19 protein-coding genes and 3 pseudogenes are annotated in these 22200 nt (G+C 56.1%); 9 read left to right on the forward strand and 13 right to left on the reverse strand.

Annotated features, from left to right (window positions below; genetic code table 11):
- Nucleotides 1-92 precede the first annotated feature (92 nt).
- Nucleotides 93-854: an acyltransferase gene (locus tag ATY79_RS05645; RefSeq protein WP_088703235.1), complete on the reverse strand. Its 762-nt coding sequence runs from the start codon at nt 852-854 to the stop codon at nt 93-95.
- On the reverse strand, nt 851-1423 hold the full coding sequence (locus ATY79_RS05650) for a hypothetical protein (RefSeq protein WP_141105701.1): 573 nt from the start codon (nt 1421-1423) through the stop codon (nt 851-853). Before ATY79_RS05650 ends, ATY79_RS05645 begins: the two co-directional genes overlap by 4 nt.
- A 122-nt stretch (nt 1424-1545) precedes the next feature.
- Here ATY79_RS05650 and ATY79_RS05655 point away from each other — a divergent pair, with 122 nt between their 5' ends.
- Both ATY79_RS05655 and ATY79_RS31125 read left to right on the forward strand, forming a co-directional pair.
- Nucleotides 1546-2928: a caspase family protein gene (locus tag ATY79_RS05655; protein ID WP_088703237.1), complete on the forward strand. Its 1383-nt coding sequence runs from the start codon at nt 1546-1548 to the stop codon at nt 2926-2928.
- 583 nt (nt 2929-3511) lie between these two features.
- Nucleotides 3512-3643 (forward strand): annotated as a pseudogene (locus ATY79_RS31125) (ATP-binding protein); the annotation flags it as partial.
- A gap of 119 nt (nt 3644-3762) precedes the next feature.
- On the opposite strand, the gene ATY79_RS05665 reads toward ATY79_RS31125, so the two are convergent.
- The 9 genes from ATY79_RS05665 to ATY79_RS05710 all read right to left on the reverse strand — a co-directional run bounded on the left by ATY79_RS05665 (nt 3763) and on the right by ATY79_RS05710 (nt 12932).
- A complete protein-coding gene (locus ATY79_RS05665; protein ID WP_088703238.1) occupies nt 3763-4902 on the reverse strand; it encodes a hypothetical protein in 1140 nt (379 codons plus the stop codon).
- Complete coding sequence (locus ATY79_RS05670; protein ID WP_088703239.1) at nt 4899-5963, reverse strand: adenylosuccinate synthetase; 1065 nt, start codon at nt 5961-5963, stop codon at nt 4899-4901. Before ATY79_RS05670 ends, ATY79_RS05665 begins: the two co-directional genes overlap by 4 nt.
- On the reverse strand, nt 5942-7822 hold the full coding sequence (locus ATY79_RS05675; protein ID WP_088703240.1) for a ribonuclease H-like domain-containing protein: 1881 nt from the start codon (nt 7820-7822) through the stop codon (nt 5942-5944). Before ATY79_RS05675 ends, ATY79_RS05670 begins: the two co-directional genes overlap by 22 nt.
- Before the next feature lie 459 nt (nt 7823-8281).
- Nucleotides 8282-9103 carry a 23S rRNA (adenine(2030)-N(6))-methyltransferase RlmJ gene (rlmJ, locus tag ATY79_RS05685; protein ID WP_088703242.1) on the reverse strand — a complete coding sequence of 274 codons (822 nt, stop codon included), beginning with the start codon at nt 9101-9103 and terminating at the stop codon, nt 8282-8284.
- A gap of 43 nt (nt 9104-9146) precedes the next feature.
- Nucleotides 9147-9494: a hypothetical protein gene (locus ATY79_RS05690; RefSeq protein WP_088703243.1), complete on the reverse strand. Its 348-nt coding sequence runs from the start codon at nt 9492-9494 to the stop codon at nt 9147-9149.
- Complete coding sequence (locus ATY79_RS05695) at nt 9491-9721, reverse strand: hypothetical protein (RefSeq protein WP_088703244.1); 231 nt, start codon at nt 9719-9721, stop codon at nt 9491-9493. The genes ATY79_RS05690 and ATY79_RS05695 overlap by 4 nt, the downstream gene beginning before the upstream one ends.
- Before the next feature lie 74 nt (nt 9722-9795).
- On the reverse strand, nt 9796-10677 hold the full coding sequence (gene tcmP, locus ATY79_RS05700; RefSeq protein ID WP_088703245.1) for a three-Cys-motif partner protein TcmP: 882 nt from the start codon (nt 10675-10677) through the stop codon (nt 9796-9798).
- Between the two features lie 29 nt (nt 10678-10706).
- Nucleotides 10707-11552, reverse strand: a complete 846-nt coding sequence (locus tag ATY79_RS05705) for a DUF5131 family protein (RefSeq protein ID WP_189637962.1) — start codon at nt 11550-11552, stop codon at nt 10707-10709.
- Nucleotides 11553-11801: 249 nt separating this feature from the next.
- Complete coding sequence (locus ATY79_RS05710) at nt 11802-12932, reverse strand: RHE_PE00001 family protein (RefSeq protein ID WP_088703247.1); 1131 nt, start codon at nt 12930-12932, stop codon at nt 11802-11804.
- 199 nt (nt 12933-13131) lie between these two features.
- On the opposite strand from ATY79_RS05710, the gene ATY79_RS05715 reads away from it, so the two are divergent.
- The gene (locus tag ATY79_RS05715) at nt 13132-14280 is read left to right on the forward strand and encodes a site-specific integrase (RefSeq protein WP_088703248.1); all 1149 of its coding nucleotides are present in this window, start codon (nt 13132-13134) and stop codon (nt 14278-14280) included.
- A 252-nt stretch (nt 14281-14532) separates the two neighbouring features.
- Nucleotides 14533-14757, forward strand: coding sequence for a hypothetical protein (locus ATY79_RS05720; protein ID WP_088703249.1), 225 nt, complete (start codon nt 14533-14535; stop codon nt 14755-14757).
- A 248-nt stretch (nt 14758-15005) separates the two neighbouring features.
- Here ATY79_RS05720 and ATY79_RS05725 read toward each other — a convergent pair whose 3' ends face one another.
- Entirely contained in the window at nt 15006-15629 is a 624-nt protein-coding gene (locus ATY79_RS05725; RefSeq protein ID WP_088703250.1) for a nucleotidyltransferase family protein, read from the reverse strand.
- Between the two features lie 83 nt (nt 15630-15712).
- Here ATY79_RS05725 and ATY79_RS31305 point away from each other — a divergent pair.
- The 5 genes and pseudogenes from ATY79_RS31305 to ATY79_RS30755 form a co-directional block, all read left to right on the forward strand.
- Nucleotides 15713-16030: pseudogene (locus tag ATY79_RS31305) on the forward strand (integrase); the annotation flags it as partial.
- 445 nt (nt 16031-16475) lie between these two features.
- Entirely contained in the window at nt 16476-17687 is a 1212-nt protein-coding gene (gene repA, locus ATY79_RS05735; RefSeq protein ID WP_088703251.1) for a plasmid partitioning protein RepA, read from the forward strand.
- Nucleotides 17684-18724, forward strand: coding sequence for a plasmid partitioning protein RepB (gene repB / locus ATY79_RS05740; protein WP_088703252.1), 1041 nt, complete (start codon nt 17684-17686; stop codon nt 18722-18724). Before repA ends, repB begins: the two co-directional genes overlap by 4 nt.
- 155 nt (nt 18725-18879) lie before the next feature.
- Nucleotides 18880-20094, forward strand: coding sequence for a plasmid replication protein RepC (gene repC / locus ATY79_RS05745; protein ID WP_088703253.1), 1215 nt, complete (start codon nt 18880-18882; stop codon nt 20092-20094).
- 799 nt (nt 20095-20893) lie between these two features.
- Entirely contained in the window at nt 20894-21094 is a 201-nt protein-coding gene (locus ATY79_RS30755) for a hypothetical protein (RefSeq protein WP_189637963.1), read from the forward strand.
- A gap of 319 nt (nt 21095-21413) precedes the next feature.
- Here the strand turns inward: ATY79_RS30755 and ATY79_RS05755 are convergent.
- Nucleotides 21414-22147: pseudogene (locus ATY79_RS05755) on the reverse strand (SOS response-associated peptidase); the annotation flags it as partial.
- Nucleotides 22148-22200 lie beyond the last annotated feature (53 nt).

Genomic DNA, 22200 nt, shown 5'->3' on the forward strand with positions numbered 1-22200 from the left:
AACTACCCTCTAAAGAGCCTCTTATTCCGTGCCGTGTTTTGCTCGACCACATTTGCCCTGCGGCGTTTTCATAATCCAATAGTCGTCGTTCCCTACTTCCGCGATTCCAGCACATCGAGGAATTTGTTGAGCGCCGCGGGGCCAGCGCTGCTGCCAAATCGGAGGGTGTATTTGCCAACCGTAACCTCAAGTGTGCCATCTGCCCCAAAACCCGGCCCGCAACTTGCTGCAACAGGCGCGGGGGGGAACGGCGCATTCTTATCTACCTCAGGCTGATCTATGGCATCAACGAGTCCAGTGAAACAACTTACAGCTTTGTTGCCGGGCTTTGCCAGGAACTTGCATACGCTCACTCCACTGCCGTCCTTCACCGCTCGCGCTTCGCAGTCCTTCAGTTTTACAAAATTGGCCAGCTTGCCCGAACTACCGCAGCCAAACTGACAAGCTGCGAGAATTGACGCACGGTATACTGTAAAGGACGGATGACCCTTCCAATCAATTGTTTGCCCGACCAGATCGGTCAAATGGTTTCTCGTCGCCAAGGCCCATTGTGTCTTCTCGTATGCCGTCCAAGCTGTTACCTGAGCCTTCGGATCGTTTAGGAATTCGTTCACCGTGCCGTTAAAATACCGAGCCAAAGTCGCCGGGCAAAATTGAAACGCTCCAACACATCCGAATGGATTGATATCCGTAAATAAGCCCTCCAATCCCGAAACGACTTGTGCAAAATCGGCGCAAATACGATTAAGCCCTGCTTTAATCAAGGTTTCGACCGTCTCTCCCGCTGCGACCGAGGACACCCCGGCCCCTAGAAACAGAAAAACAGCCAGCGACAATGCTCGGCTCGACCTCATTTTACCACCTCCCAGTTCAAGCTGAATGTCTGTGAACCCATCTCGTCAGTGGATGTGAGCATTCGGAGATCGCGTGATAGTTGGATTGGGGAGGTTAGATTTTTCCCCGCTGCCGCAGCTTTCGTCTCGGGCGTAACAAACTGGGCCAGATCGACACCGTCCAGGAGGGTGTATTTCTTCCCATCGTTAGTCAGGAACACTACCCGTCCTTTACAGCGAGTGTCACCACATCCGAGATCCACTAACTCTGAAACAATGAGCGTACCTGCAGGTACGCCAGGAATTTTTCCCGCGGCGACTGGCGTGCGGGATTCTTCGATATAGTCCGATTGAGCAACATGATCCGGCTGAGCGAAACCCTTGTCCCCTGGATTTAGCGGCGGTTCCTCGTCCTTAAATTCCCATACTCCGCTTGGGTCGAGCGGCTTTAGAACTAGCCCTTTGTTGCCATTGTTATCCGGAATTTGAATCGTGTTAGCTTCCAGGTCGATCGAACCAGCATCTTGGGAGCTAGCCACATTTCCAACTAGACACGCAAAGACGAATACGACTGAAGTGAACAACCGCATGCCAGCGCCCTCCATCCTCAAATGGACATATTTCATTTTGCGCAGACATCTGCTACAATTTCAAGTATCATATTTGTAAATGGCCGCTACAACCTTCATTAAACTTCTTGAGGGAGGTATAAGTGAGTGCGTTTAAGAAATTGCGCCTGTATATATGGGTTTTCTTTTACCTTCTTATTTTTTTTGAGGCCTCGTTTGCCGAGCGATTGGCATTTGTTGTCGGAATAAATGATTATCCAGGTAAATTTCGTCTGGTATATCCTGGAAACGACGCTGCTTCCATTGAAGCTTTTCTATCCAGATCTGCCAATTTCAACGTGACAAGAGTTCCGAAAACAGATGTCGGGCTTTTGGATCTTGCTAACGCTTGGGATAAATTCTTGGCCACGGTTAAGCCAAACGATGAGGTCGTGGTCTACTATTCTGGTCACGGTGTCGAATTCGACGGCAACAATTGGATAGTGCCACGGGATTTTCTCGACGGGCCGGCGGTTGCCTCTCCGACGGCGCTTTCGAAGCGTCTGTTGTCTGTTACAAATATGATGAAGGAATTAAACAACACGTCAGCTAAACTAACAATCTGGATACTGGACGCATGCCGCGACAACCCGTTTCAAGACAAGGGGGTAAAATCGATAGTTCAATCCGGCGGCATGGACAACAAAGCAGAGTACGAGAGTACATTTGTCTTTTACGCAACCAGAAAGGGTTATGCGTCGAAAGACACTTTGGACGGTGATCCTCCTAACACAATGAACTCGGTATTTACCCGAGAGCTGCTAGCAACGCTAGCGACGCCGGGTCAAACGGCTGGCACAATTGCGGAAAAAACCACCATTAACGTTTTCAATCACTCCAACCACGTACAGAATCCATTCTACTCCAGCGGGATGTTCGAAGCATGGTGCTTTCAACCATGCCCTGAATTGGCGGGCGCCCCGGCGGCGCCAGAAGGTGACATTCAGCTATTCCCAAGTGGGCCAACCAGCTTGGAGGATGACTTGCACCTCCGCGGGTTTGGGATAGATCAAGCTGACAATTTGCAACCCAGCGCACGTGTCGGACCAATTATTCTCGCCGAAGCATACAACAGACACGTTGGCGACTCTGAGGCTAGTTTTGGAGCGGCAATTAAGCCAACATCAAATATCGTTTTGCTTGGCCGAGAGTCGGCTTTGGTGGCCGGATGCGATTTCGAACCACCTTCAGAGCGATTTCCGTTCGGATGTAGCGTTCTTCGTTCCAGTTTGGGTCACGACGTCGGCACAGTCGTCAATCAGGATCTAGTTGCGAAGGCGCCCTTTAATATCCTCGGAGGTTTTGACCCCAGTATGAGCAGTTCCCCCTCGTCCGCATGCGTTGTGGATCGCCGCAAGTCCGGGACATCGATAACGTTCAAAGAAGTTGTGGTGCGAAATTTCGAAAATGATAAATTTGTCTTTGGAGAGACGGCAAACACATCAGCAACTTGCATGGGTGCTGATGACCGATCAATCAACCCCTAGCTCCACCGTAGCACGGTCTGATACGAGCGAGCATTGCCGCTCCTCGGCCTCCAAAGCGTGAGGGAGGCGAGTGCAAAGCCCCAGTAGCGCATACGCTATTGCCGGACAGGGCTTGCATTGATTGATCCGACAGCGGTATGTATTTGATCTGCGGCGCTGGCATAAACCATTGCTTTTGATCGAATCGAGGATCGACGAGCGTCTCAAGTACGAGAACATCAGGGCAGGCGGCACAGGATAGTTACCTGGACGTGCTGCTGTCGTTTTGCATTTTCCGCCTTATCAAGCTGTTCCGAGCTGGGGGAACGGTGATGTGCTGGTAGAGCGGAAACCTGGCCGCCCTGGCGGCCGCAGGATGCTCGACCAAAGACGAGAAGAAATCATCCGCGCCACGCTAAATCGATAAATCGCAACTACCTGACTAAAAACCGTCCAAGCATTTCTCAATTGGTTCGAGATATCCAAACGAACTGGACCTCGGCCGGGCTGAAGCCACCACACCGCAGAACGATCGAAACTAGAGCATCGCACTTGAATTGAGAATCGAGTGGGGTTTTCAGGAGGGTATCGGTGTGATTGAACGATGATTGGCAATCCAACCATCGCCGACGCCGTCTTGGATCGCCTCGTTCACAATGCCTATCGCATCGAACTCAGCGGCGAGAGCATGCGAAAACAGAAAGCCGTGACCACCGACCAAACAACCCTGGCTTGACCGCGGAATGCGTTCAGGTCAGAAAAACACACGACCCAGGGGCACAGCAACTGTCCGGCTTCAGTTTGGAATAGCCGTCCGGCATCATCGGAATACGCAGTCAGTCAATAGTGCGAGGTCTAATGCTGGCTTTTAGAGAAGGTCTGTAGTTGCGCTTTGAGCGTCGCATTTTCCCGCGCCATATCGTCGAGCCGCCGCCTAAGATTGTCGATATCGGACCTTAGCCGCTCTTCAGCAGATAACTGGCGCGGTTTCCCTTTTTCGGACTCCTCGACTTTGCTTACAGCGCCAATTGCGGTGTCGACGCGGGCACTTAGAGCTGAGAGGTCCGCCCTCAAACCAAAGTAAAATGAAGCCCATATGCTGAAAGCAGTCGCGATCGAAACCAAGAGAGCGATGATGCCATAGCTTTCCACCTTCGATTTGATTTGCTCTGCGGACGCTTTGGCTTCGTCGGATGATCTTTGCGATTTGGCTGCGTCTTCTCTCGCCTGTCGCGCATCGCCTGCTGCTCCCACCGCTTGCTTGCGTGCGGACTCGGCTATCAAAGGGATCGAGCTACGAATCGCTACTGAATTTTCCGGTGGTCCATACTGTTTAGCGGCTTTTTCGATAAACTTGGTTATGTTCCAAGCACCGGGGTTATTAGGATCTTCACTGCTTTTCGTAACGGTAACGACTGGGTTGCGACCTGATGTCGGCGTTGATGTCGTCTTGGTGAACTCCACCCAGATCAAACCCTGATCAGCAGGGATCTCGTAGTCTTCATTGGTGAGATTGTGCAACGGGATACAGAGCTTGCCCCAAAATCCCGGATCGATCAGCGGGCCCGTTCCAAGTAGCAATCCACGGTGAACGTGGGTGATGGCCATGTTGAAGCGTAGTGCGATGTAGGAAGGCAGACGAAACTCCAAGTTCGTCTCGACAAAGACGATGGTGTTTGCTGGCACGACCAATCCTTTTCCCTTCGCGAGAATAGGGACAAGCTCGCCATGCTCGTCGAATTTGTAGGCATAATCGCCTATTCTGCCCTCATACGAGGCCTTCTTTAGCCGATCGTTTTCCCCGCCCCTATGATACGGTGCAATAAGGCCAGTGTAACGCACGTAGCGATCAATATCGTCGGCAGATAATAGTGAAGGAGCAATATCTGGATAGGGATCTTTTTCGTCAAGCTTGAGGGCGAGCGCTTTCCGTCGGCCTTCGTCAGTTGAGAAGATCTCAACCTCTTTTTCCTGAGATGCCTCTTGCCCGCTCACTGTCGCATGCCTCCAGCAATTCGTTCGCTACAGCATACGTTCTCAACCACGGTCGTAGGTGAGAAACCGAGCCAATGGATAGGCCCAATCTGAGGAGTAATCCTACCAAGGAACTCTGATACCGGCGAACTTGGTCGGTTCATCTCGTGCTGCTCACCGACATAGTCCATGTGATTCAGAACTACTCTATCGGGCCGATTGACGCTAATGGCTCGCCGAACCAGATTAGGATCGAACTCTCCAACCCGCCGAAGTCTCTTCGTAACCGTCGTAAATTCTTCTAGGCCAGTCTTACCAGTGCGTCGGCCTACCTCTTCCCAAGTCAGCTCGTTTTCCAGTGGTCCAGACTCGCCTGCGACGCGGATGGGATAAGACCGAACGACCAGAGTTACGTCGTCGACCATTCGAGGACTCAATCCAGCTTCTGCAAGAGCGCCAGCCGCAGTGGTGTTGCGAGCCGTCGCCTGCGGCCAGAAGCCGCCGTCCAGCAGAGAAAGACCAAATCCTTGGGTGCCTTCGACTATAAGCCGCTCATTCCTCGACAATTTTGCGTCCATCAAATCCGCGACGTCAGCGACCAGTGGAGTGAGCAGAGCGGTTTTGCCTGCGGATGGAGATGAGAGGGCGAGGTTTCTCGATTCTCTTGCAACCGCCGCCAGTACAGCCGCGCCGACACCGGATCCGGTAGAGCCAATGGACTTGGTGATACCAGCTTTTTCTTCCCAATCTCGGTGCTCTGAGGTGACAACCCTGGCAAACTTGCTGATCCGAATACGATCGAGCGGATAATCCAGGGCTGCGATTTCCTCGAAGAGAAGCTCCGGATCGATGTATGATCCAGCAGGAAACACGACGTCAACGTTCTTGTCGACGCTCGCGGCGGGCATCTGCCTCAGGGCCCACTTCTTACCGTTGCGGTCATAAGCGGTGTGCCCGGAATTTGGGCCACCTACGCGAACAACTGTTACTGCCGATCGGGAGTGATAGCGCACCAGCTCGAGGGCAACCTTGCCTTTGCCCTCAGAACCGAATTGGCCGCCTACGACGATTGAGACTGGCATCCACGCTCCTCGATTTCCTGGACAATCGCAGCGACGCGCTTTGAAAGCGCGTCTCGACCGCCGTCGTTCGAAAAGGTCTCGTGGGCAAGCGGCTTCAACAATGCCACGCCGCTCTCGACGTCTGACGATGAAACTTCGTCGAATCCGTCGTTTCCATCCCTTTCCGAATAACGGGATCTCCTTAGCCCGTCGTCGGTCTGGATGTAAATATGCTTGAATCGCCCACCAAAGTGCTCAGAGAAAAAGGCGTGGTCTTCACCAAACCGCAGGCCATCAATCACAATACGATTAGAACCTTCCACCCGATTAAGGGTTTGCTCTGCCAACCAACGCTGCTTTCCGGAGCTATTGATCTCTTTGCCCAGTTTCTGCCGGTTCTCCCTGGTTAGTTCGAGACCTCGCTCTCGAAGGAGATCGTCCAAGACTTGGCTGAAGCGGACATAGGTGAAGCCCCGCGCTTCCAGCTCGCGAGCAAAAGACGTCTTTCCGGACGCAATTGGTCCGCTGATTCCAACCGTGAATGGACCTGGCTTGGCATTCAGGTCAGGAATTATCAGGGGAGCTTCATCGCTATCTCCGAGGGCCTCGGTCAGATTGGCGAGGTGGAATGAACCAACGAGAGCCGACGTAATGGCATCGAGTTCGTCGTGGGATACATTCTCTTCGAGGTAGCTTCCACGTATGCCGAAACGGCCAAGGCCGAGCTTCAACCACTCAATCCCAGCGCCCTTCCGAGGAATGCGCATAATATCTTGGGCCGCGCCTGGATAGCTCTCGATCACAGGAACTCCAAGCTGCCGCAGTGTGTTGGCTAGCCGAATACCGCGGGCCGTCAGCTTCTGCATGCTGGGAAGAAGGCATGGATAGACGTTTACGCCTCGGCGCTTCAACTCCCGCTCGCACCGTCGCATGATCCCATACTCATCGCGGCCCGGATCGCTGTCCTCAACGATAGTGCGGCCGAATGGAAGCGACAGAGGTGAATCGATGGACACCAAATCCGGCTTTGCGGCAAGCGTTTGCGCTATCAGGTCGGCGTCGGTGAACACGAGGCGGCATTCAGCGTCGCTGCCTTGAAGAAGGCTCCACCCACTTCCCTTGGCCTCGGACCCTGTCAGATCGATGCCAACAATCGTTGCGTTCCCGGCCGGAGTATCAGAAAGAAGCTCATCGAAGTGAGGCGCGGCGGTAAGGTGGGAGGCAGCAGGGGAAACTTCCGGAAGCATGAGCCAGTTCGCGGGTGCAGCCCACTCAACAAATTTTGTCGAGGCCTGGAATAGATCGCGCTCAACTGCAAATAGCTGCAAGACACTATCAAAGATCGCGCCCATCGCTCCAACGTCTGCGCGGTTGTAGTGAATCAGTCTCTCAAGAGCTGCCACATCGCCACGCAGATACTCGTGCCAAAGCAGTACGGCCGCGAATCCGTCCACATCCCCCAGGCCATCTCGGAAACTGAGTTTAAGTTCGCGCTCAATTGCTTTCTGCCCACCCTTCAGTCCAACTCTTCTGCAGAGATACATTAGGTCGATGTGGTGCTTGGGTAGCTCGATACCCTTCAGCTCTTGAAGAATGAAGCGTTGGTCGAAGCGGATGCCATTGAAGGTGACCATCACCTTGGCGCGAGCAGCATCCCGACGAAAATCGTCAGCGCTAGCCCCCTTAACGACAGTTGAAGCCCGTCCGCCGAGAGACCAACCTATAATGGTAATCTCATCGTAGTAGTGACTTAAGCCAGTCGTTTCGATATCAACGAAAAGAACGTCTTGGGGGTACTCATGGCACAGAGCTAGCTGCTCACGCAGATGCCGGGGGAGCGCTTTCGGGATCTTGAAAGAGTGGTCTACCTTTTTCAGCATTTTCCCACCTGGGACAGGAGAGCCTCTAGTCAGGCAGGTTATCTGGCCATAGTTCGTTTACAATGTCTCAGAGCTGCGACTCTGTGATAAAAGGAGCATAGCCCAGATTTGTAGGATTTCGCGACCCCACCCAAGAAATTTGCGGTTGATAAGTTAGGTGTGATTTTGAAGCGTGAGAAAATAACAACAGTCGATGGAGACCTCGAATTCTCGGTCGAGATCTGGATCAACGACGAGTCACGCCTTCATGACTACGGAATTCCAAGGTCGGCATGGTTTCGAGCAATTCGTCTCATGAAAAAATACGGGAGCGAGAAAGCTCTCGATGAGTTGGACCGACGTGCCCTCGCCGCATTTGGACGGGGAAACGAACGCATGTCGTATCGTCTGCGGGATCTGATGATCGCTATTCACGCGATGGAAGAGGACGAGGTCATGCCCAATGACCGCGTCCACTGATTATTTAGGCTGAATAACCCAGGAAACTGAGTAGGAGCTGCCTTTGAAGGCGGGTTTCAACTCCTCGCAGAGCTGCGAAAGTTTTTCATCGAACTTCCAAGGTGCATTGCAGATCAGTAAGCCCCCGCCTGCCAGCGAGCTTCCGTCACTGGGATACGCTAGGAAGTCAGCCCGTATCGTATCGGGGAAATCATGCTCCGCCGCATATTCCGCCAGAGTGTCTCCGATCAGTGACGTCTTCACTGGGTACCATAGGCAGAAGATGCCCGTGCTCCACTTTTTGAGCCCTTTCGCTAGAGCCCGGCACATAGCCTTGGCTTCGTCGGTTTTCTCAAAAGGCGGATCCACAAAAACGAGCCCCCTCCGTTCGGACGGAGGCACGGTGGCATTGATTGCCTCGTAGCCATCTCGATTCTGCACCTGGACTCCAGGTAAACGCCGGTATCGAATGCTCAGAAGGTCAAAATCGTCAGGATGTAGCTCGTTTGCTATAAGCCGGTCGCCTGGCCGCAAAGATCTGGAAATGATCTCTGGCGAGCCTGGGTAAAGCGCCAGACCGTCGGGGTTCAGGGCCTTCAGAAGCTCGCTGTACGTAGGAGCGCTTGAAAGGGGCTTTTCAAAAATTCGTCCAACGCCCTCTTCCCACTCCTGCGTTTTCAGCGCCTCGGCGGACTGAAGATCGTAGTAGCCAATACCGCTATGTGTATCGAGTACGACGAACGGCTTAGATTTCAAGCGCAGGTGATCGAGCAGCATGGTCAGCGCCGCGTGCTTGAAAACCTCTGTGTGGTTTCCCGCGTGATACGCGTGACGGTAGTTCATCTCATTTTCCGTATTTGAGAGGCTAAAAGCGATCCGGGTGAACTTATGACTTGTCGGCCCGACGTTTTATGATTGGAAGCCTGCCAAAGCAAAAGGCAATAGCGGCGCTCTGGACAACAATGCCCGCAATGAACCCAGCGAGCAATTTATCCGTGACCATTTTATAGCTGTAGTAGCCCTTTATAACATTGTATTGGTCGATAGCCATCGCCGCGGCGATAAAGCCGAAGAGAGCCAGATTGAGAAACGCAACGATCCAGACGACCTTTTCGGCAACTTGGGCCCTTGCCTCACTTTCAGCTCGGCCGACTTGCTCTTTAAATTTGAAGCGATCCTCTGCGGCAAGTAACCTGGCCTCAGGAGTGTCATCGGGTTTTCCGTTGGAACTCACTCTCGGCCTCTCGCAAGCTTATAGCGTTGATTGAGTTTAACTGTGTCCCGGCCGCCCGTTCCAGGTTTCACTACGGTTACTGTCCCGTCAGCGTCTGAAAACTCCATCAACATGGAAGCGATCGCGAGTGCCCGCCGGATCGTGAACCCGGCAGTTTGTAGCCCGTAAAATTCCCGAAGCTTATCCAGTTCTTCCAAAGTCTCATCGTCAGCTTCAAAATTTCGCATGGCTGCTCCGCTTCGCCGTAAGACCTAACCATCGGCCGCCAACCTTGCAAGGTGGTATCGCCGAGGCGGCGAGGTCATACCATAGCGAGCGGTTTTCCACCCAACTCAAATGCCAGCTGCTCTTCACTCTCCAACGGTTTCATCACATTACGATAGGCCCGCTGCATCAGACGTGGTGCCTCGTCATGATCAGACGCGTGTATCATGGTAAACATCTGTTTCCCGCTACCTCTATCGTGCTCGTAGATGGGAAAAGAGTAGACGTTGCGGTAGCCCAAGTCTTTTCGGAACCGTTCTTCAAATTTCAGCTGGAGTTTTGTGGGACCCAGGGATTGTAGGGATCTCCAATCTTCCCTGCCCCACCACCTTTCCGGGACGTCCACATTTTTGGTGAAGCCAGACAGCGTCCGGGGCATCCACCCTACTGCCAAGAAATAAAAGAGTTCGATCTTGTTGTGGCCCGGCGCCTTGTGTGACGCCAACTTCTCAAGTGTCGCCCACTCACATTCGCAGGTGTATTGGTCGAGAAGACAGAAGGTCGCTGTTTTGTCAGTGATTACGCCGCTAGCCAAAATCTGATCGATGGATTTATTGAAGTCGCCAACCAACACTTCATATCGGCGGCTGGGCTTTACCGGGGGCTGGCTTGTCACCAATTCTTCGAGGTACTTGGCTCGGTCAGGTTCTAACTCGCACCAGAAAAACTGGCGCAGAAACTTTGGCTCGCTTTCGACCACTAGCTTCGCGGCCCAACTGTTGGGGTTCGAAGGGTCCTTCGGCGCGGCAAATCCGTCGATATAGGCACCGTGCTTTGTAATGAAGACAAAATACCGCAGGTATCTCGCAATAAGGTGGGCCTTATTCTCGGTCCAGACTTTGTGTTCAGCGTCTCTCCTCATCTTGAGGGGAGAGAGGTGTCTAGGTGCGGATGGGAACAGCTCGGTTTGTTTTGCCATGGGCTCTCGGTGAAAGGCAGCGGGGCATTTTAGGCAGCATTCGTTTCCTTGGATTGAGAACGGTGTGATGTGTTCGGAAACCGCCTCACGATTTTTCCGTCGAGAAGGCCTCCTCCCTTCCCGTTGAAGTCAATCTTTTTGACTTCATCAAGCGCCATACGATTCTCGGAAACCAGCGGGTTGTTTCCGAACGCCCCCCACTGCTTGAAGAAGGGTGCAATATTAAACGCGTCGCAATCACTGATAATATCTCTGACCCACGTACTGTCCATAGGCCTGGCACCGTGACCGCTTTCTCCCCCAACTATTAGCCAGTCCGGCTTTGGATCACCCTCAGAAATCCTGAGGCTGCCAATCGCGGGTTCGTAGGAAATGAACCATACGGCAGCAGGAACTTCCTCGATGACCTTCTTTCGTTGATTAAATCGCGCTTGATCTTCCGCTGTAAATCCAAGCCATACGTTGTTGTAACCTTCAGTGCCCCAATCCAAGGGCAGCATCTTTTTGATATTGTGAGGTCTTTTAGTCAGTAATTGCCAATCAAGCGCGGGCGTGGCGCGGATGACCGCAAAGAGGTCTGCTCGCCAACTCGGATCGACCTGATTGTCGAATACGTCCGCGAGCGAGGCACAAAACACCCTCTGACGACGGCCATGCTGGCTTTGAAAAAGCGCGGCTTTCGACTGCCAGATGGCAGGAGCCTTCCAATAGCTTTCGGTCGTTCGCTTTCTAGGCGAGTTTCCCCATTTGACGTGCCCTGAACGCTTCGACCACGCTTCTGCGTAGCAGTTGTCACAACCTGGGCTGATATTTGTACAGCCGGTCCACGGGTTGAAGGTGTGGTCAGTCCATTCAATTCCTGTGTTGACAGCCACGATCATCTCCTTTGTGAGCACGCATTATGCTATCCGCGTGAGGCTTAGCAAACTGATAAGGTGATGCCGTTCCTCGGCCTCATTTTTGCTTGTTCACTCGTAGTTGAGCGGCTGCACGATGGCCATCACAGCCACGAATTTCCCACAAGTTGTCACTAACGGACCACGGTACGTTCATGGGAGCGTTCAAGCAGTTTCGGAACGAAATCCACAGATGTAACCTTAGGTCGATAAAGAGGCTATCGTGAGCTAAATTATCCCCCATGCCCGAAATTTCCCCCTCCCCGTCATCTCGCGAAGCCCGAGCTCCATCACGATGCGCCGCGCCGCCTGCGGCGTGACCCCAAGCGTTTTGGTGACCATGCCGGCATGAACAAGCGGCGTCGCCGTGACGAGATCGACGAGCTCCGGCAGTTTTGAAGACGTTCGTCTTCCCGACAATTTGCGCTCCATCATTTTTCGCGCAAGCGCCAGCCGATCATGCTCCTTCAAGCCAATCTCGGCGGCCACAATCAGCCCGTCGGCAATGGCGAGCAACCGGACCTCGCGGTTGCGATGCCGACGCCGATCGACGGCGATGGTTTTCAGGCCAAGATTAATGGCGGTGAGATGGGCGCCGGTGGTGACGCCCGCCTGGCGCAGTATTGATGCGGCGAGGTGCCGGCCGAGCCACGGGGCATGCTGCAGCACTTCGAGGGTGTTCCAGGCATCGAGTGCGACGACGGCCTGCAACACCGGCGGCAAATGATCTGCCTGACGCAACACGGTGCGCCATTCCTCCAACCGTGCGTCCTCGTCCCAGTCGAGATCATAGACGAGTGGATCGCGATCCCGCGACCGACTTGCTGGTGCGGCTGCGCTCTTCAACACGGCTTCCGAGCGTGCCAGCACCGCATCGATGGCGGCCAGCTCCGCACCGATCGGGCCGGCATCGTCATCGTTGTCCTTCCCGTCCCCTTCTCCACACGCATCCACATACACCGCGGCGTCTCCACTCTCGGCGATGCCGGAACTGCCAGAATATGGTGCAGGCCACGCCTGCCCGCGCAGGCTGCGGAGGCCGTCGGGAGTGAGCGCCCAGCCGGGCGTCTGCGCCGCGATCCGCCGGCGGGTGCGCAGGACGTCGCGGGCGATGGTCAGTTCGCGGGTCGGGGTGCGAATGTCATGGCTAGCATCGTGCAGGACGAGATCTTCGAGATGGACGAGTTCGCCGTCGATCCACAGCGAGGCACAGGCGTCGGCGAAATGGGCGCGCTCGAGGAAGCCGGCGCCGACCTCGGAACGGGCAATGCGCTCATCGAGACGGGCGAGCGCGCTTCCGGCCTCGGAAATCGGCTTGAGCAGGCTCTGGATGGGCAAACTGGCGAGATCGTAAGACATTGAAATAATAGTAAATGATTTGCTAAAGGAACTCTATTGATAAGTTACAGTTCCTCACTGCGTATGCTCTGCAGTTCGATTGTCTACCATCGATAATGATCGGTTATCGATGGTAGTTGATCTGGAGTCGCAAATCACGCAGAGTCGGGGGAAAATCACGGCCCGCAAGGCGTCTGAAACTAATGATTTTGGAGCGATCGTGGCTAAAGCCAAGGCATCACAGACTGAGGTCGAGCGGCGGGCCGAAGAGCTCGACACGATTGCTTCCGTCCTGCCGATGGAACGACGAGACGAACTCGCCGAACTGCTGACTGACCAGGACGTGGAGACGCTGCGCCACCTCGTCAACCGGGGCATGGGCGACAACACGCTGCGGGCTCTGACCTCCGATCTCGCCTATCTCGAAGCGTGGGGACTGGCCGCGACCGGAAAAGCTCTTTCCTGGCCGGCGCCCGAGGCGCTGCTGCTAAAGTTTGTGGCCCATCACCTCTGGGATCCGGAGAAGAGGTCCGCTGACCTAGATCACGGTATGCCTGATGAGGTCGACGACAACCTCCGGCGCCAGGGTTTTCTGAAATCCACCGGTCCGCACGCGCCGGCGACCGTGCGCCGCCGGCTGGCAAATTGGTCGACGCTGACGAAATGGCGCGGGCTCGACGGCGCTTTCGCCTCCCCTGCTCTTAAGTCCGCCATTCGTCTGGCGGTGCGCGCCGCGCCGAGACAGCGTCGTCGCAAAAGTGCCAAGGCGGTCACAGGCGACGTTCTGGCAAAACTGCTCGCGACCTGCGCCACCGACAGTCTGCGCGATGTCAGGGATCACGCCATCCTGATGGTCGCCTTTGGCTCGGGTGGCCGGCGGCGCAGCGAAGTCGCGGGATTGCGCGTCGAACAGCTCTCTGTCGAGGCGCCGATCGAGGTTCCCGACGGCCCTCCCCTCCCCTCGCTCGCCATCCATCTTGGCCGCACCAAGACGACATCCGGCGAGCAGGACGACGTCGTCTATCTCACCGGCCGCCCGGTCGAGGCGCTGAACGCCTGGTTGGCAGCGGCAAAAATCGACAAGGGGAGCGTGTTCCGCGCTATCGGGCGCTGGGGTACTGTCTCGCGCCGGGCGCTGGATCCGCAGTCGGTGAACGCGATCCTGAAGCAGCGGGCGGAAATGGCGGGGTTGGAGAGGGGGGAGTTTTCTGCCCATGGGCTGAGGTCGGGATATCTGACGGAAGCGGCAAATCGCGGGATTCCACTGCTCGAGGCAATGGAGCAGTCCCGCCATCGGTCGGTCCAGCAGGCGTCCAGTTACTACAACAGTGCGACACGACGAAGCGGGCGTGCGGCTCGGATGCTTTGACAGAGTTCACTCAGAACTGTCCGAAACCTTTTTACGCCTCGTTAGACAAGCGCCCCTACGGTCAGCGAACTGGGGGCAACTAAACCACCTGCTCGCCATTTGACGGCAGGCTGAGTGAACTCGGTAACCCGCTCCGCAGTCTGACTGGCGGTCCGGTACGACCCGCGGCGGGGCCGACGGACCTTCGAGTGCGACGGACCGAAACCGTGCACCTTCGAGACGAAGGAAGATAGCCTCAGCGCAGGAATTCAGGTGACCGACGTCATTTTATGGCTCTACAGCCAGTCGAAAAAGGGCAAGACTCTTCCCCCAGGGTGTCGGGCGATCATGGCCTATGTGTTCATCAACGGCTGGGAGAGCGACTTCAGTTTCTCAGGCGTCGACGGCAACGCCAGGCAGGTGCTGGGCCCGACTCTCCAGGCAGCTATGCCGCCGGAGGCCATGGCGACCGCTCAGGGTTTTGCTCAGGCAATATGAAGACGATCGGCTGCGTTCGATCGAACAGTATGAGATCGATGGGTTGCCACCCTTCATGCGGCCGCACGCCTGGCTCACCGCCCGCCATCCGGGTCAAGCCAAGACGAATGATCTCGTTCGGATCCAACCGCCACCTCAACACCGGAACTCTCCCGGGCATCCCCTCTGCAAGAGCCGTCGCCTACCTGCCTTGACGCTGCCACCGCAGGCTACCGCTGAATCCAGCGTTTGTTATCGACAGTCAGGCCTCATGTCGTCAAAGCTCCGCCTGCAGCTTCGACTGCCTCTGGCGTGTCCACGTCAAGGTGCGCGCCCTCCCCGATATCGACGTCGACGATCTGCAATCCGGATTGTTGGATGAGGTCGCGGGCACCGACATCGCCCTTCAGCCTGAGAACGTCGCCCTGCAATGCCCTTGGCAAGATCACAGGATTGCCCCGTTGGCCGTTTCCAGTGGCGCGGATGATCGCGCGGCCGCCTGCCGTCTGAAAGGCTTCGATCAGCCGGTTCAAGTCCACTGTCGTGACGGCCGGCATGTCTGCCGGCAAGATCATCGCGCCACAGGCATGGCGAACGATCTCGCACGATATGCCCTTTATCAACGATGTCGCCAGTCCCTGGCTGTAATCCGGGTTGAACACAGTGGTGACGTCTAATCCAAAGAGTGCCTGCTCGATCTCCCTGGAACGATGGCCTATCACAATCGCAACCGATGAGGCAGAACTTGCTGTCGCGATACCAGCGACACGTCGCACAAGCGGCACTCCCTCGAACCGTGCCAGGAGTTTATGTTTCCCGCCCATGCGGCTTGCCTTGCCGGCAGCCAGGATGACGATCGAATCCCAGGGATAAGGGTGTGTAGAATTGACCATCCCTCCCTTCTCCTTTTCTGGCTCGTGGTGCTTCGCTATAAGTGCGCCGCGACGAGAACACTGTCCACCTCCCCTGCCCCGAAATCCGCCTCGCCGTGCGGGCAGTTCCGCGGACCCGGAGGCGGAAGAGCGCCAAGGCGGTCACCAGCGACGTGCTGGCAACGCTGTTGGCGGCCTGCATCACCGGCAGGCTGCGCGACTGCGGGACCGGGCGATCCTGATGGTCGCCTCCGCCTCCGGCGGCCGAAGGCGCAGCGAGGTCGCCGGACCGCGCCGCGAGCAGTTGACCGTCGAGCCGCCCATTCCGCTCGAAGGCGGGAGCCCCTCCCTCCCTCGCCATGCATCTCGGCCGCACCAAGACGACTTCAGGCAAGCAAGATGATGTCGTCTATCTCACCGGCATGGCCACAGCAGGAATGCCGTCACTGCTTCGCGGATCTCGGCGGTTCAGAAGACGGCGTTCGCAGCATCATCGAGATAGCCTTCGAACTCCATGAGGCTGTACATGCTCTACGTCGCGTGTTCCCGGTCCCGTCGACTGAGTCGCGAAGACTGGGCGCGCAAATGTGCCAAATTATCAACGTCGATGTGCTGGACGTCACTTCCTCTGGCACGGTGTGCAAAGAATCCAGTTGATGGATTCGAGCCGCTTTGTTCGCGTGGCGGCCCTAACCCGCTGTTTGTAAACGACATACCTGGGGCGCGGTGTGCTTTCCATATGAGCGCGTTAAGGTTTTGTTAACCCTAAATAGCTTGCCAGTCTCTTAGAATCGATGCTTATTGCTAGCAGCGGAGTGATTAGGATTTTCCGCTCAGAAGCGCTATTTCAAGAAATCAGGTCCGGGGATGCCCAAAATCGCTGCAAAATTACCGCCAAAAGATGAAGACCTGATGGGCTTGATTGAGCGCCATTCTCGTTCCTTGTCGGCGCAACTGCAAGAGCATCAGCTCGCGACGTTTCCTCCCACGGCGGAAAAAGGCATTCGCACGTTTCAGCCGGCGGAAGCAGCAAAACTTGTCGGAGTGAAAGAAGTATATCTCCGTCAGCTCGCAAACGAGCTCGAGGGACTTGAGGTCAGCACCAGTCCGACCGGCCGCCGGTCATATTCCGTCGAGGACATGCACAAGATCCGGAAGCATCTCGACCAGGTGGGTCGCGGAAATCGCCGCTATCTCCCCCATCGCCGTGAGAACGAAGCGCTCCAGATCATCTCCGTGATGAATTTTAAAGGCGGGTCCGGCAAGACGACGACCGCTGCTCACCTCGCCCAGTATCTCGCCCTTCGGGGCTACCGCGTCCTTGCCATCGATCTCGACCCCCAGGCGAGCCTATCCACGCTCTTCGGTAACCAACCAGAGACCGATGTTGGTGCAAACGAGACGCTATACGGTGCCATACGCTACGACGAGGCCCGTCCGATGGCCGAGATCGTGCGCGCCACCTATATCCCGGACCTTCATTTAATCCCCGGGAACCTCGAACTGATGGAGTTCGAACACGACACGCCGCGGGCGCTGATGAAGCGGAAGATAGGCGATACAATGTTCTTCCATCGCATCAGCGAGGTGCTTGAACAGGTCGCTCCCAATTACGATGTCGTGGTGATCGATTGCCCGCCACAGCTTGGCTACCTCACCCTGTCTGCGTTAACCGCCGCAACCTCTGTTTTGATCACTGTGCACCCCCAGATGCTGGACGTGCTGTCGATGAACCAATTCCTGTCGATGACATCGGACCTGCTGCGGGAGATCTCATCTCACGGCGCGCGCTTCGATTACAACTGGATGCGCTATCTCGTGACGCGTTTCGAGCCCAGTGACGGGCCACAGAACCAGATGGTCGGCTACCTAAGGGCTATTTTCGGGGAGAATGTCCTGAATTTCCCGATGCTGAAGACGACAGCTGTTTCGGACGCAGGATTGACCAACCAGACACTTTTCGAAGTGGAAAGAGGTCAATTTACTCGCGCCACCTACGACCGCGCGTTGGAGGCGATGAACAACGTCAACGACGAGATCGAATCGCTGATCAAGAAGGCATGGGGAAGAAAGCCATGAGCAGGAAGGATATACTCCGCGCCCCGAGGGCAACAGGTGCGGTTACGGCGCCAGTCGAGCGACCGGTCAAAAGCCGGAGTATTCTCCCACTCCTTGGCACCGCTCCAGCGGAACCAGCGCCTGCGTCGTCGCGGCTCACTGCCCAGGTTGGCGGTGCCTTCGCAGAAGGCAAGGCTCGCTTCGAACGCGCCGAAGAAATCGAAAAACGTCTTGCGGAAGGCCAGGCGGTCGTCGAGCTCGATACCGATAGCATTGATCCGTCCTTCGCTCAGGACCGTATGCCCGGCGATATCTCCGGCCTCGTTGAGGCGATCCGCGAGCACGGCCAACAGATCCCGATCCTCGTTCGCCCTCACCCGGAGACGCCGGGGCGGTATCAGGTTGCCTTCGGCCATCGGCGTTTGCGTGCCGTTAGGGAACTGAGCCGTGCCGTCAAGGCGGTTGTCAAAGACCTCACCGACGAGCAACTCGTCATTGCTCAGGGACAGGAAAACAATGAACGCCAGGACCTCACATTCATCGAAAAGGCGCGCTTCGCCTCTCGGCTAAACGAGCAGTTTTCGCGAGATGTCGTGATGGCCGCATTGTCCGTCTACAAAAGCGACTTGTCGAACATGCTGTCGGTCGTGACGCGCATTCCCGCGGAAGTTATCGACGCGGTCGGCTCGGCGCCCGGGGTCGGGTTGAAAAGCTGGGTAAGTCTCGCCGATCTTCTGGCGCGCGACAGTGTTCTTGAACAGGCCTCGACATTCTTGCAATCAGCGGAGGCGAAAGCCCTTCCCTCCCCCGACCGGTTTAAGTTGCTTGTCGCGCGCCTTAAGCCCGAGCCGGTAAAGCGTGGACTTCCAGAGCTTTTGACGACGCCCACGGGCGTGCGTCTGGCGCAGGTGACGAAGAGCAAAACCAAGTTAGACCTCTCGATCGATCGACGCGAGATGCCTGATTTCGCGGCCTTCGTCCTCGAACGACTGCCGGCGCTTTTCGAGGAGCATCGCTCCAACAGCGACGCTCTAGAACAAATGAATAACGGAGATTAAGCGGAAAAAGAAAAAGGCCCCCAAAACGTCGCCGTCGTGGAAACCTCTTTCAGATCTAAGCAGCCTGAGAATCGCACTTCCACGAATATTCGTCAAGAGTCTTTGGCACCGATTTGGTGAGCCGATTTCTTTTGCCTTCTGAAAGGTGAAAGACGATGCAGACTGGAAGTGTGACGACGCCCTTTGGGCGGCGGCCTATGACGCTCGCCCTTGTGAAGCGGCAGGTTGCGACAAACGAGATCAAGGCCGGCAAATCGGTCGAGAAGTGGAAGGTTTTCCGGGACGCTTCCGAAGCCCGGGAAGAGCTTGGTCTGCAGTCCAACAGCCTCGCTGTTCTTGACGCGCTACTGAGTTTTTACCCCGAAAACGAATTGCGCCATGATGCACAATTGGTCGTGTTTCCTTCAAACGCTCAATTGATTCTTCGCGCCCACGGCATGGCCGGGGCGACGCTTCGGCGCCATCTTGCATTGCTCGTAGACTGCGGATTGATCGTCCGGAAAGACAGCGCCAACGGCAAACGTTATGCCCGGAAGAACGGCGCTGGCGAGATCGAGAACGCGTTCGGCTTCGACCTGTCGCCAATCCTTGCCAGATCGGAAGAGTTGGCCCTCGCCGCGCAGAAAGTCGTTGCGGCCCGTTCGGCCTTCAGGAAAGCCAAGGAGAATCTGACCATTTGCCGCCGGGACGTTCGAAAGCTTATTTCGGCGGCCATGGAGGAGGGCGCGGACGGCAACTGGGCAGCTGTTGAAGCAATGTACGTAGAGCTGGTCGGCCGCATTCCGCGCTCTCCAACCATGGCAGATGTGGCAGCTATTCTCGATGAGATGGAACTCCTCCGCGAGGAGGTCCTCAATCAATTGGATAATCAGTCGAATTCGAATTTTAATAGCACCAATGATGCTCACATTGAGCGGCACATACAGAATTCAAATCCCGAATCCTTCCATGAACTTGAACCTAGCTCTGAAAAAGAGCAGGGCGCAAAGCCGAGCAAGTCCGGCAGGACGGGTGTTGAGCCACTAAAAGCCTTCCCGCTGGGTATTGTGCTGAAGGCCTGCCAGCAGATGGCCGACTACGGGCCGAGCGGAGCAGTGCGAAGCTGGCGAGACCTCATGTCGGCCGCCGTGGTGGTTAGATCAATGCTGGGGATCAGCCCGTCCGCCTATCAAGACGCCTGCGAGGTCATGGGGCCGGAAAACGCAGCGGTCGCGGTTGGTTGTATTCTGGAGCGCGCAAATTTGATCAATTCGCCAGGCGGATATCTGCGGGACCTGACACGGCGAGCGGAGCGGGATGAGTTTTCTCTCGGGCCCGTTATCATGGCATTACTTCGCAACAACGGCGAGAAGGCCCTGCAAGCGGTGTAATTCGTGTTAGTCGCGACTAACCGACGTAAGGGTCTGAAAACGTGGGGACGTTAGCTGATGGTGCTCGCGGTTCCACGACTTGGGAAGACATGCCGTCTGTCTCTGCAGGGCGGGTCTTGTCCCGTATCGCGCGTGCGGGCAATTTCAGCCGGCGCATGAGGGCAAGGGCGCCTCTTCTCCTAAAACTCTCTGTTCTGGGTTCGAGAGGATAAGATGGTGCGGTGATCGGCTGTTAGTTGCGACTAACCACGTCAAGATACTGAAAATTCGGGTTTTTGGAGCCAGACCTTGGGCTTCCGGATGGTTCTAACCCAATAGACGCCGCCGAAGCCCCGGCAGGCGGCGCTTCGGACGTAACCACCAACTCTGTTCACGGTTAACGAAGACAGAGACGGCTTTTAATTCCCAAAAGCGATTTCCAGGGTTGGGCGCGCGGCATCGGATGTGGTGCGAGCTGTGTGTGGCTCCCGCGGGCAAAGCGTCGTCCGACTGCTACGAAAGAGCATGTTGGGTGGCTCGTTTTGGATGCCAGCGGCTTGTCGCCAGTGATAAAGACGAATGCGTTCTAGAGGTAAGCTAGAGCAGCACCTGTCGACGAGAACGGCTAGCGTGCTGCGGGCTCATCGACCAAACAGCCAACCGAGCAGACCGCTGCGCTTCGGAGTGGGCCGTTGATCTGAGCGGCTCTCGACATAGGTGTTCGAGTTGAGTTCGCCGAACAGCAAATCCATGCGCTCGACATCCTCCCGCTCGTTGTCGGCGTCGATCCGGGCTTGAGATCGGCAGAAAGCATATCCGCATGCAGTACGGCCGCCGAACGATGCGCCGACGGCTCGCCCCACAGCTCCCGCACCCATTTTCCATCGGTGGCTACAAGGAGAAGGAGTTTGTCGAAACCGATGCGGTCATACGAGAGGTCGAGAGCGGCGACGCGGGCATATGGAACACGCTGGATGATGCAGTATCCGGCATAGCTCACCATCGCCGCAAGATGGTGTAGCTCTCTGACTACATCCTCGTATCCCACCTGCTCCTTGCGCGCCGTCGGGATCTTCATACGAAAGAGCGATCGCCATCTCGCGCCATGCTGCGGGCAGGGGCAGGTGGCGACGAGCCATGGCATAACGCTTGATCGGGATCGTGTTTGATACGGTCGAGTGCGTGCGACCAGAACTGGCCGTTCTCGGGCGCCGGGCCGGGAGCCTGCTTTATGGTGGTGCCGTCAGGTTCTTCCCGGGTCGAGAAATCCCATATGGCACGGTCGAGTGCGCGAGCCTCTTCCTTGGTTGTCGTATCGACCCACAGGACCTGTGCTGTCTCACCAAGTTCGCCTGAATGGGATCGCCCTCCGTCGAGATTATGTTGGTTCCGGAGGGCTCCGCGCAACGTGATTATGATCGCATCATCGGCGCTCAGCGCGCCAGATGCTGGGCTTCTTCCCACGGCACTCATCCAGACATGCGTCTGTTCCTTCGTCAGCAGCAGGACAGGCATCGCCTTGAAGTGCACGGGCTTCACGATTTCGTTCCGGTTCGTCCTCAGGAAACCGTAAAGTCATGTCATCAGTCATCAGTCATTAGTCGTCAGCACCTTCCGCACGCTCGTTCATTGCGGCACGTAAGAACGTTAGTTCCTTGCTTTGTCTCGGGCAACCAAGCGTTGGGCAGTTTCCCGGCTCGTGGCTGGCTGGATCGGGTTCAGCGAAAGTGGTAACGATGCATCTGTGCTCGATCCCGAGCCATTGCCTCCGGTGCTTGATATTGAGCTTCCGGACGTTCGTCACGCCGCGATCAGGTTCCATCCGCACGAGTTCGTCCATGTCGAAAGGCTTCCCCTTCGCAGCGAGCTTCGCGGCCCGGCTCGCCGCAGCTTCTTCTTGCACCCGCGTCGGAGAGGGGAGGCCCCACTGTGCATGGACGAGCTGCTTGCGGCCTACCGCATTGTTGCGGATGATCGGACCTATCTGTCCGGGGTTCATTTGATACCTGGGCATAAGGTTGATCATGCTTTCGGCATCGATCGCCCATTTCCGGACCCAATCAATGTCGTGCATGCGTAAAGATTACACAATCCAGCCGCCTCCCAGCGGTTGGGATGCACAACCTA

Origin of the sequence: Rhizobium sp. R693 (assembly GCF_002211315.1) — a bacterium.
Classification (GTDB): domain Bacteria; phylum Pseudomonadota; class Alphaproteobacteria; order Rhizobiales; family Rhizobiaceae; genus Rhizobium.

What these genes read in the sequence shown, in the direction of transcription:
- ATY79_RS30755 (WP_189637963.1), top strand. Translation starts at nt 20,894, where the DNA reads ATGCAGTACGGCCGCCGAACGATGCGCCGACGGCTCGCCCCACAGCTC.
- ATY79_RS05675 (WP_088703240.1), bottom strand. Translation starts at nt 7,822, where the DNA reads ATGCTGAAAAAGGTAGACCACTCTTTCAAGATCCCGAAAGCGCTCCCC.
- repA (WP_088703251.1), top strand. Translation starts at nt 16,476, where the DNA reads ATGCCCAAAATCGCTGCAAAATTACCGCCAAAAGATGAAGACCTGATG.
- rlmJ (WP_088703242.1), bottom strand. Translation starts at nt 9,103, where the DNA reads ATGAACTACCGTCACGCGTATCACGCGGGAAACCACACAGAGGTTTTC.
- ATY79_RS05695 (WP_088703244.1), bottom strand. Translation starts at nt 9,721, where the DNA reads ATGCGAAATTTTGAAGCTGACGATGAGACTTTGGAAGAACTGGATAAG.
- tcmP (WP_088703245.1), bottom strand. Translation starts at nt 10,677, where the DNA reads ATGGCAAAACAAACCGAGCTGTTCCCATCCGCACCTAGACACCTCTCT.
- ATY79_RS05645 (WP_088703235.1), bottom strand. Translation starts at nt 854, where the DNA reads ATGAGGTCGAGCCGAGCATTGTCGCTGGCTGTTTTTCTGTTTCTAGGG.
- repC (WP_088703253.1), top strand. Translation starts at nt 18,880, where the DNA reads ATGCAGACTGGAAGTGTGACGACGCCCTTTGGGCGGCGGCCTATGACG.
- repB (WP_088703252.1), top strand. Translation starts at nt 17,684, where the DNA reads ATGAGCAGGAAGGATATACTCCGCGCCCCGAGGGCAACAGGTGCGGTT.
- ATY79_RS05650 (WP_141105701.1), bottom strand. Translation starts at nt 1,423, where the DNA reads ATGCGGTTGTTCACTTCAGTCGTATTCGTCTTTGCGTGTCTAGTTGGA.
- ATY79_RS05725 (WP_088703250.1), bottom strand. Translation starts at nt 15,629, where the DNA reads ATGGTCAATTCTACACACCCTTATCCCTGGGATTCGATCGTCATCCTG.
- ATY79_RS05710 (WP_088703247.1), bottom strand. Translation starts at nt 12,932, where the DNA reads ATGTCTTACGATCTCGCCAGTTTGCCCATCCAGAGCCTGCTCAAGCCG.
- ATY79_RS05670 (WP_088703239.1), bottom strand. Translation starts at nt 5,963, where the DNA reads ATGCCAGTCTCAATCGTCGTAGGCGGCCAATTCGGTTCTGAGGGCAAA.